This is a genomic window from Sneathiella sp. (assembly GCF_029233945.1).
In the GTDB taxonomy this organism is placed as follows: domain Bacteria; phylum Pseudomonadota; class Alphaproteobacteria; order Sneathiellales; family Sneathiellaceae; genus Sneathiella.
This window is the reverse complement of sequence record NZ_JARGOQ010000071.1, coordinates 2065-12269: the sequence shown is the minus strand read 5'-3', so window position 1 is coordinate 12269 and position 10205 is coordinate 2065. Positions and strand designations below refer to the sequence as shown.

The following is a 10205-nucleotide window of genomic DNA, read 5'->3' as shown; positions in this document are numbered from 1 at the left end:
CCCATTGACGTCGTATTGTCCAACACCAGAATCAATTCCATACCGCGGTTATCGCGCTTGATCTCGGTGACGGCACCGACAGTAAGCGACCGGTGGCCCAGGACATTCATAAAGGTTGTGTTCATGTCGGCGTGGACATTGAGGGTGATATTCTCCCTGGTTGTATCCCACGATATAGTGGAGGCATCCATGGTGATGGCGGCGGAGCCCATAAAGCCGGAGGGAAAATTGGCATCGAAATATTTCTGCGCATCCGCATAAATTTCTGAATCGGGCGAGAAAATATTCCGACCGACGGCCAGCCCGGCTGCATCCAGCGCGGTGGATAGTTTGGATTTCAGAACATAGGCGCGTCCCAAATCAATGGAAAGACCAACAGCCCCGAAGATAGGAATCGCCAGAAAAGCAACAATTACGGCGGACACGCCATGATTGTTCCTGGAAAATCGGGCGATGATCCGGCGTAGTGAACCGAATGAATATTTCTTGTTCATGCTGGCACCATGCAGTCAAAATAAATTTTTCTGCTTATCAGCATCAGACAAAAATTTTAAGAATTCCTTAAAATCAAAAATGGATTTCAGTAAAATTATATTATTTATATGAAAATATCTATAGTATAGGAATTTAAATACATTATTATATGACATAAATGAATATAATTTCAAAAACTAAGTAAATAAGAAAAAAATTTTAAGTAAATAAACCATGTAAATACTTTTTTACGGAAAATTTTACCCTTTATTCATTATGCTCACCTTTAAAAAAATCCATCTCTTTAACTATTGATTAATGAATTGCGGTTTAAATGACCCCCAAGGCGCGAGGCAAGACGAACTTGGGAAGCGCTTTAACTTCAAGGGGCTTTTCAGGTTGCGGGTTTCGACGCGGGCTAAAAAGTCAGGATACCTAAAGGGTCTTGAAAACCTGGCGGGACTACAACCAAGTTTTGTTTAGTGTCAGGAAGGAATTCCTGAATTTTAGGAGACTCAAAATGATTAAAGTAATCCGTTCTTTTGTAACAGACGAGTCTGGTGCGACGGCTATTGAATATGGCCTGATTGCCGCCCTCGTCGCTCTGGTTGGTGTTGTTGCTTTTACGGCACTGGGTAGCACGATTTTTGATGCCTTCAACGCTGTGGCGCGTGAATTGTGCGTGGGCGCTGGTGGTACTTACACCAATGCTACAGATACCGTCGATGGTGATTGCGCAGGTATTTAACGTTTAATAATCTGGATTGGGGCGCTTTAATCGGCGCCCCAATCTAACTCAGGACAAGGTAAAAGAAAAATAAACTCCGCAAAAGTCAACCATAGCGATGTTGGAGGTCACCATGTACGAACTGAAAAAGTTATACAGAGATGATGCTGGGGCAACAGCTATAGAATACGGACTTATTGCATCCCTTGTTGCAATTGCAGGTATTATTGCATTCACAGCAATGGGCGATTCTATACTCACCTCTTTTACCGGAATTACAGAAGGCTTTTGTGTCGCGATTGGCGGTGATTTTTCTCTCACCGATGATGGCATCGACAGCTGCACATTAAGTTAGTGCAATTCTCACAAATCCAATATTTCTAGCGCGTAAGCAGTTCTCTTCAGCAGAATGACCAGCGCGTCTGAAAATCTCTCAAATTTTATGCAATTTTTGCGCGCATTTCTGAAAGTGTCCGGCAGCTCATTTAGTCCGGAACTCTCCGAAATTTAGATCGTAAATCGCCACAAATTTAACCGGAAATTAATGTCTTCGGGTTTAGGTTGAGCGATATTTGAAACCTGATGGAATTAATACCATGGCGCGAAAATTAATACTGATCGTTTTTGCATTACTCATTACCGGATCAACTGTTTGGTTTGTGCGCAACTGGGCTGGACAGCGGTCACCCGTGACCGAAACCGCCCAGGTCGAGACGCAACCAGTGCAACAGAATGTCAGAATTCTCGTGGCGGCGACCGAACTTCCCGCAGGCACCCTGGTGCAGGAGCAGCATTTGAAATGGCAGGCCTGGCCCGAGGACGATGATGTCGAGGATCTCTATATTGTAGAAGATGCCAATGACCGCACCCTAGAAGATTTTATCGGAACTGTCGTCCGCCAAGGTGTCGTTGCCGGTGAACCGGTTACTGATTCGCGCTTGGTAAAGCCGGGCCAGAGTGGTTTTCTCGCCGCCGTCCTTAACCCGGGTAAGCGCGCTGTTTCTATTCCCGTTGATATGACTTCCGGCATTGCCGGCTTCGTCTTTCCCGGCGATCGGGTCGATGTCATTCTGACTCATTCGCTTATCGGTGAGTCTGAAACCGAAGGCGAGACAAGTGCACCGCGCCGTGCCAGCGAGACCATCCTGACAGATGTTCGGGTGGTGGCCATGGACCAGTCAACCAATGATCAGACGCAGGAAGCCTCCGTTCGCCGCGTTGCCACATTGGAAGTCACGCCAAAGGGTGCGGAAATAGTCGCGGTTGCCAAGCAGCTCGGGGGTTTGTCTCTTTCACTTCGTGCGCTTGCGCGTGTGGAGGATGAAGAAAAGAGCAAGGATGGAAAAGTGGCCTTCAAAACCGAACGCGGCCGGGGTCACACCTGGGATAGCGAAGCAAGTCGCCTGATTACCGGCGAAACCCCGCGGACGGGTATTCCGACAACAGTCATCAATGTCGTGCGTGCTGGCGAAGCCAAGCAGAAGTTGTTCGACTAAGGAGTAGTTTCGATGCTGACCAGACTATTACAACCGTTGGCCGCACTTGGGCTGGGATTGATGTTGGCCGTAGGTGCTCCGTCGCAGATCCATGCCGCACAGGTCATTAACTCCAAGGGCGATATTCTCGCTTTGACCCTGAATTCGGGGAAGCTTGTTCAGCTGGATCAGCCGGCAGTCTCCGTCTTTGTCGGAAACCCGGAACTTGCCGATGTGCAGGTTCAGTCGCCGACAATCATTTATGTCTTCGGAAAAGGCACGGGCAGCACGAACCTGTTCGCTCTTGATGCCAAAGGCCGGGTTTTGTTGAATTCGCCGATTTCCATTACCCATGACGTGACATCGTTGAATGCTGCGCTTCAGGATATCAGCCCCAATGGCGGTTTGATAGCGCGTTCCACCCCTACCGGCATTATGCTGACCGGGCGGGTGAAGTCGGCGGCACGCGCCGAAGATGCCCGCCGGATGGCGGAACTCTATCTCGGCGGCGGCACGGTCTTTAACCGGATTGAGGTGGCGGGCGCCATGCAGGTTAACTTGCGTGTTCGGATCGCCGAAGTATCCCGTTCCGTCACCAAGCAATTTGGTGTGAACTGGGAAGTTTTCGGTCGTATCGGGGATGCTTTTCTCGGGTTTGCGACGCCGACCGATATCGTCGGCAGTGGTGCATCGGGAATTACCCGGCTTGGCACCGGTACGAACTTCGTTTCCGGCTATAGCGACAGCAATGTTGATATCCTGAATGTTATCGATGCGCTCGATGAGGAGGGTTTGCTGACTATTCTGGCGGAGCCAAACCTGACGGCCTTGTCCGGTGAAACGGCGGAGTTTCTGGCTGGCGGTGAATTCCCCATCCCGGTCCCGCAGGAAGATGGCGCAATTACCGTTGAATATAAACCTTTCGGTGTCTCGCTTGAATTCAAGCCGACGATCGTCGATGACAATCTGATCAATCTGCAGGTTAAGCCGGAAGTCAGCCAGCTCTCGTCTACCTCTGCCATTAATGTGGGGGGGGCATTTATCCAGTCGCTGTTGACCCGCCGCGCGGAGACGACAGTGGAACTGGCGAGCGGACAGAGTTTCGCCATCGGCGGACTGCTCAGCAGTGATGGGGACAACAATATCTCCAAAACACCGTTCCTTGGGGACATTCCGATTTTGGGGGCGCTGTTCCGCTCCTCCTCCTTCCAGCGGAACGAGACGGAGTTGCTGATCATCGTCACACCATATCTCGTGAAGCCGAGCAACTCGCGGATTGCCGAGCCGACAGACGGTTACATTCCGCCGACGGACAAAGATCTTTATGTACAAGGCGAGAATTTCCGTCCGACCCTGGGCGAAAACGCTCCTACGACGGATGGGCGGGATGCTGCCGCTGCCGCGGCACCGACCGATGTCAAGCTTGCTGGCCCTGCTGGCTTTATCCTGGAGTAGATCTGATGCAACAGAAATTGTTTATGAAATCCGCGACGCTGGCCAGCCTGATGGGGATGCTGTTATTGACCGCATCCTGCACGTCACCGGAGGGGCTGTTTGGCAGCTACGATAACACGGCAACTCCTGAAAAGGCGAAGCTGGAGAAGAAAATCACGGTCAGTGAGCTCACGCCGACCCTCATTGTTGATTTCGAAGCTGGCCGCGGCCGCCTTGCCGATATGGAAAAAGGCAAGCTGCTTGGCTTTATCGAGGCCCAGGATATCGAATTTGGTGAAACGGTTGAGGTCGAATTTCCTAATTTTCAGGGCAGCAACGGGCTGAACGAACAGCGCTTCGCCGAAGTGGCAACATTTCTGCAGGACCGCGGCTTTTCCGTTGCGCCGCGCGCAACAAAGGAAAACGCACCTGATTCGCTGCGAGTCTATTTCGTGAAATATGTCGCAACGGTCGATCCGAATTGCCAGAAGGGCTGGTACAAGCCGGAAGGCATGGGATACGAGAATCTGCCGCTTCCCTATATGGGTTGCGCGAATGCGGATGCTCTGGCGGGCATGATCGCCAATCCGCGTGACCTGGTCGATCCGGCGAGTGAAAGCTCCGCCATTGGCGAACGGGCAGCGAAAGCGGTTGAACAATACCGGGCCGGAACAGCCGGTGCGGCCTCCGCTTCTAGCGAATAAGGGAGTCACAGGAAATGGCTAAATCATCATCATTGAGTACGCTTTTCGGCAATGCGGTTGTTGAAGAATATATGGGCTTTCTTGAGGATGAAAAATCCCTGGAAGTTAGCCGAGAGGTCTGCAAGGCGCTTGAATATTCGGCCGATGCCACGCTCGACGGCGGTATCACCGGGGCGCTGAGCCGGATCGAGCCGGGACATTCCCCGAAAGTCGTGCTCGCGGATATTACCAAGAGCATGGATCCTGACGGTGACATTACGCGATTAATCCGGAAAATGGGCCCGGATAATACCTTGATTGTGTTGGGCGCATCGAATGATGTCGGCGAATTTCGCAAGATGATCGCCCTCGGCGCGAAGGATTATCTGGTCAAGCCGCTGACGGCGGAAGTCTTGAAAGACGCTGTTGAAAATGTTGATCGCCAGTCACAGGCGCTCCATGCTGCCCAGAGCGGCAAACTGACCGTTGTGGTCGGTGTGCGCGGCGGTGTCGGGGCGACGACAATTGCCACGAACCTCGCCTGGATCATGGCCAATGAGGAAAAACTGCCGACGGCGCTGATGGATATGGATCTGCATTTCGGGACGACGACCTTGTCGCTGGATATCGAAACGGGCGGCGGCTTCCGGGAAGCGCTCGAAAATCCGCATCGGCTTGACAAGCTGTTCCTCGATAGTGCCATCGTGAAAGATGGCGACCGGCTTGCCGTTCTTGGCACTGAAGAGCCGATTGATGAACTTGTCGAAATAAATGAAGAATCGATCGACGCTTTGATCGGTGAAATAAGCCAGGATTACAATCAGGTCATCGTTGATATGCCGCGTCATCTCCTGCCAACGCAGGGGGCGCTGCTGGCTTCTGCTGATACGGTGATTCTCGTATCGGATCAGTCACTAGCCGGTATTCGGGATATCAACCGGATCACCCAGGCCATGACAACATTACAGACCAAGGGGCGTATCCTGAAAGTTGTTAGCCGTGTCGGATCGGATCGCGCGGCGCAGGTTTCCAAGGCAGATTTTGAACGCGGCCTCAACGAGGAAGTCGATTATGTCGTGCCGGAGGATGCGAAAACCCTGACCATTTGTGCCAATGCCGGTAAAGCCATCGATGAGGTGGCGGTGAAATCGGCGATTGCCAAGGTGCTGCAGGAACTTGCGGCGGATGTTTCCGGATTTGAAAAGCCAAAGAAAAAGGGGCTGTTCACCATGGTTCCCGGCGGCAAGTCTAAGAAAAAGAAAGAAGTGGGACCTAAAGAGTGAGTTTATGGCGTTCATCTTCATCGGTAAGTAAAGGTAAGCCTGCGCCGGCAGCCCCGAGCGCGGCTGGCCCGCAAGCCGCTGATCTTCTGGCGAAATTCTCGCCAGAGATCGCGGAAAAGCTACTGCCCGAAATTGATGTTAACGAAAACCGCTCCACTGTTGCGCAGATGGTCAAGGCATATTTGCGCGATGCGATGTCACGTGAAAAAGTTGATTTGAACGTCCTTGAGCAACGGAACCTCGTCAACGACCTTACCCAGTCCCTGTGGCTGGAACTTGATAAGAAAAAACAATCCCTTCCATCCCCGCCGAGCCCGGAGACATCCGCTTCGGCAATCAGCGATGAATTCGCTCCTGAGGTAAACGGGATCGGCGAGAGCACAGCTTATACGCAGATCGTCGAGGAGGGCGTGACCGTCTTTGGCGCTGATCCTGAGGCGCCCGTTGAGGTTAAGGCCGAGTTTGATCAGCCGAAGGATGTTGTGCGCCCGCCGTCTGATACAGACAGTGATAACGATGATGAGGTTGAGCCCGTCGTGCCGCTCGCCAAAACTGAAGATGATGAAGACGAGCCCGACGAAAACGATAAATCAGCATCCCTTCTTAACATTGATATGACGCCGGAGACTACGGGCACCAAGATGAACAAACATCTTGAGACCGTGAAGGAGGCAGTGCAGCCGCTGTTGATGGAACGCATTGATATCAGCGCTGCGGTCACCATGGACCGTCTCGACCTGGCGCGCGATATCTCCGATATTATTACCGACATCCTGATTGAGGAACGCATTCAGCTCAACCAGCGTGAACAGCGCGAACTGGCCGAAAGCCTGATGCATGACATGCTCGGCCTTGGCCCGCTGGAACCGCTCCTGGCGGATGAGGCGATTACCGATATCATGGTCAACGGCCCGAAACAGGTCTATGTGGAGCAGAAGGGCAAGCTGGTATTGTCCGATTGCCAGTTCCGCGACAACGCCCATGTGCTGCAGGTCGCAGGTCGGATCGTGAGCCATGTCGGTCGCCGGATTGACGAATCAAACCCTCTGGTGGATGCGCGTCTCGCGGACGGTAGCCGTGTGAATATCATCATTCCGCCGCTCGCCATTGACGGCCCGTCGATTTCCATTCGTAAATTTGCCAAACAGAAAATCACTCTTGACGTGATGGAGAAGACGCAGAACCTGTCGCATGCCATGGCAACCGTGCTCAAAGTTGCGGGCCGGTCGCGGCTGAATATTCTCATTTCCGGTGGTACGGGCTCCGGTAAAACGACCATGCTGAACGCCATTTCGCAGCTGATCGATCCCGGTGAACGCATTGTCACCATCGAGGACGCGGCCGAGCTGCAGTTGCAGCAGCCGCATGTCGTTCGTCTTGAGACCCGCTCCGCCAACCTTGAAGGGGGCGGTGAGATCGCCATGCGGGACCTCCTGAAGAACTCCCTGCGTATGCGCCCGGACCGGATTATTCTCGGTGAGATTCGTGGCAGTGAAGCCATTGATATGTTGCAGGCCATGAACACCGGCCATGACGGATCGCTCTCCACCATTCACGCCAACCGCCCGCGTGAGGCGCTGACCCGGCTTGAAAACATGGTCGGGATGTCGAGTGTCAATCTGCCGGCGAAGGCAGTACGCACGCAGATCGCCTCTGCCATCGACCTGATCGTTCAGATCAGCCGCATGCGCGATGGTGTCCGGCGGGTGACTTATATTTCCGAAGTGGTCGGCATGGAAGAAGATGTGATCACTATGCAGGACCTCTTCTGGTACGAATTCCAGGGTGAAGACAAGGGCGGCCGTCTGCTTGGCGATTTCAAGTCGACCGGATTGCGTCCGCATTTTGCACCGCGCGCGGGTTATTTTGGCCTTGAGAAGATGCTTTTGGGAGCCATGTGATGATTGAAACTGCCGGATCGGGAGATCTGATAACCATGATGCTGGTCGTTGGGGGCGCGACGCTGCTTATTTCCCTGCTGTTGGTGTTTGCTTTTGCTGGCGGCGATAATCATTCACGCGAAGCCAACCGGCGCCTGGCGGAAATCACCCAGGGCCAGAAGCCTATGGGTAAGACAAAGGCCAGGAGCTCCGCACGCCGGACCGAGGATACCAGCGGATTCAAAATTCTCGACAGCATGATCCGGACACTTGTCCCGAAACCGGATCAGTTGAAGGTCCGGCTTGAGAAAACCGGCCTTAATATTCCAATACCCCGATATGCGACCTTAACCGGCGTTTTGATTCTCGCGATCATTCTTGCATCGCATTATCTATATGATATGTCGATGCTTCTGGCGATCCCGATGGGCCTCGCGTCAGGTCTGTTCCTGCCGCATTTCACGGTCGGTTATCTCGGTAATCGTCGGATCAAAAAATTTATGAAAACCTTTCCCGAAGCGATTGAACTCTTGTGTCGTGGTTTGCGCGCCGGCCTTCCAATCAGTGAAGCCATTGTCACGGTCGGCAATGACGCGCCCGATCCGGTGGGGAAGGAATTTCGCGGTGTCGCCGATGCCATGCGGGTCGGACAGAGCCTTGAAAGCGGTCTTTGGGATGTCGCCCGGCGGATTGATCTGCCGGACTTCAAATTCCTGATCATCGCCATTTCCATTCAGCGCGAGACCGGTGGTAACCTCGCCGAAACGCTTGGCGGCCTTGCCAACACCTTGCGCAAGCGGCGCCAGATCAAACTCAAGATCAAGGCGATGTCGTCGGAAGCCCGGGCCAGCGCCTGGATTATTGGCTCCTTGCCCTTCATCATGTTCGGCCTGCTTTGGCTTGCAAATGATCGCTATGTCGGGGCGTTGCTCACGGATCCACGCGGAGCGTACATGATCGGTGCCGGCCTCGGTATGATCGGTTCCGGTGTTGGCGTGATGGCCAAGATGGTCCGTTTCGAGATTTAGGAGAGAGATATGGTCGATATCGTCACGCTATTTCCTGATTGGCTACGCTCTGAGAATATGTTGGCCTTGATCGCGGGCGGTGCCTCTTTCGCCGTTGTCCTGATGATGTGGAATGCGTTTCTGGTAAAGGACGCATTGCCGGGCCGGATCAAGAATCTTGAGAAACGCCGGACCAAGCTGAAAACCGATCTGGTGAACGAGACGAAGCAGCGCAGCAAGCTGGTGGTGCGCGAAAATATGATGCATCGCGTGGTGAAGAAGCTGCAGCTGATGCGCGGCGAGCGCGCCAAGGTAATGGCGGCCAAGCTGGCCAAGGGCGGCTGGCGATCGAAAGACGCGCTGGTGGCCTATCTTTTCGCAAAGATTTCCCTGCCGCTTTTATTCGCGGTTCTGACGGCCGCTTATCTTTTCGGCACGAGCGTGGTGGAATGGTCTATTCCAGTGAAGCTGCTTGCGGCTGGTTTTGCCGGTTTCATCGGCTATCTGTTGCCTGACACGCTGTTGAAAAACAAGGTGTCGAAACGGTATCAGGCGATCCGCAAATCGCTTCCCGACGCGCTTGACCTTCTGGTGATCTGTACAGAAGCGGGTCTCAATCTTGACAGTGGGCTTGACCGGGTGTGCCGGGAAATTGCCAACTCCGCACCGGAACTTTCCGATGAAATTGGCCTGACGTCCATTGAGATCGGCTTTCTGCCGGATCGCAAGATGGCGCTTGGCAATCTCGCGGCGCGAGTCGATTTCCAGGCGATGACGACGCTGGTCAACACGCTGATCCAGACGGAGAAATATGGGACGCCGCTCGCGGTTGCGCTTCGGGTGCTGGCCGCGGAAATGCGGGAGGAACGCCTGATGAAGGCGGAAGAGAAGGCGGCCCGTCTGCCAGCCATCATGACGGTGCCGATGATTGTCTTCATCCTGCCGGCCCTGTTTATCGTTCTGATCGGCCCGGCAGTTCTGAAGGCCCTTGATGCCTTTTCAGGCGGCGGCTGACCCCTCCGGTGCATCCCGGGCGACCTCCCCAATATAGCAATATCTTCCCCCGGCGTCTGATGAGAATTCAGGCGCCGGTTTTATTTTACCCACGCGCCGGGGAGCAGGCTCCCGTATCCATGATCATGTGTGCGGCCCATGGTGTACCCATAGTTTATCCATGTTTTCCCCATGACTTTCTCTTAGTCCTCCATGCTTCTCCAGAGTTCTCCAGAAATCTCCAGGGCT

10 protein-coding genes are annotated in these 10205 nt (G+C 53.5%); 9 read left to right on the top strand and 1 reads right to left on the bottom strand.

What is annotated here, in order from left to right:
- Positions 1-425: pilus assembly protein TadG-related protein (locus P1U71_RS16405; protein WP_301106727.1), on the bottom strand; the 425-nt coding region annotated here is incomplete at its 3' end.
- Between the two features lie 569 nt (positions 426-994).
- Between P1U71_RS16405 and P1U71_RS16400 the strand changes: the two genes are divergently transcribed.
- From P1U71_RS16400 to P1U71_RS16360, 9 genes are all read left to right on the top strand, one after another.
- Positions 995-1222, top strand: coding sequence for a Flp family type IVb pilin (locus P1U71_RS16400; RefSeq protein WP_301106726.1), 228 nt, complete (start codon positions 995-997; stop codon positions 1220-1222).
- A 112-nt stretch (positions 1223-1334) separates the two neighbouring features.
- Positions 1335-1556, top strand: a complete 222-nt coding sequence (locus P1U71_RS16395; protein ID WP_301106725.1) for a Flp family type IVb pilin — start codon at positions 1335-1337, stop codon at positions 1554-1556.
- 241 nt (positions 1557-1797) lie between these two features.
- A complete protein-coding gene (gene cpaB / locus P1U71_RS16390; RefSeq protein WP_301106724.1) occupies positions 1798-2697 on the top strand; it encodes a Flp pilus assembly protein CpaB in 900 nt (299 codons plus the stop codon).
- A 12-nt stretch (positions 2698-2709) separates the two neighbouring features.
- Positions 2710-4131: a type II and III secretion system protein family protein gene (locus tag P1U71_RS16385; RefSeq protein WP_301106723.1), complete on the top strand. Its 1422-nt coding sequence runs from the start codon at positions 2710-2712 to the stop codon at positions 4129-4131.
- 5 nt (positions 4132-4136) lie between these two features.
- Positions 4137-4814 carry a CpaD family pilus assembly lipoprotein gene (locus P1U71_RS16380; protein ID WP_301106722.1) on the top strand — a complete coding sequence of 226 codons (678 nt, stop codon included), beginning with the start codon at positions 4137-4139 and terminating at the stop codon, positions 4812-4814.
- Between the two features lie 14 nt (positions 4815-4828).
- On the top strand, positions 4829-6076 hold the full coding sequence (locus tag P1U71_RS16375) for an AAA family ATPase (protein ID WP_301106721.1): 1248 nt from the start codon (positions 4829-4831) through the stop codon (positions 6074-6076).
- Complete coding sequence (locus P1U71_RS16370; protein ID WP_301106720.1) at positions 6073-7977, top strand: CpaF family protein; 1905 nt, start codon at positions 6073-6075, stop codon at positions 7975-7977. Before P1U71_RS16375 ends, P1U71_RS16370 begins: the two co-directional genes overlap by 4 nt.
- Positions 7977-8984, top strand: a complete 1008-nt coding sequence (locus P1U71_RS16365) for a type II secretion system F family protein (protein WP_301106719.1) — start codon at positions 7977-7979, stop codon at positions 8982-8984. The genes P1U71_RS16370 and P1U71_RS16365 overlap by 1 nt, the downstream gene beginning before the upstream one ends.
- Before the next feature lie 9 nt (positions 8985-8993).
- On the top strand, positions 8994-9977 hold the full coding sequence (locus P1U71_RS16360; protein ID WP_301106718.1) for a type II secretion system F family protein: 984 nt from the start codon (positions 8994-8996) through the stop codon (positions 9975-9977).
- Positions 9978-10205: the final 228 nt, after the last annotated feature.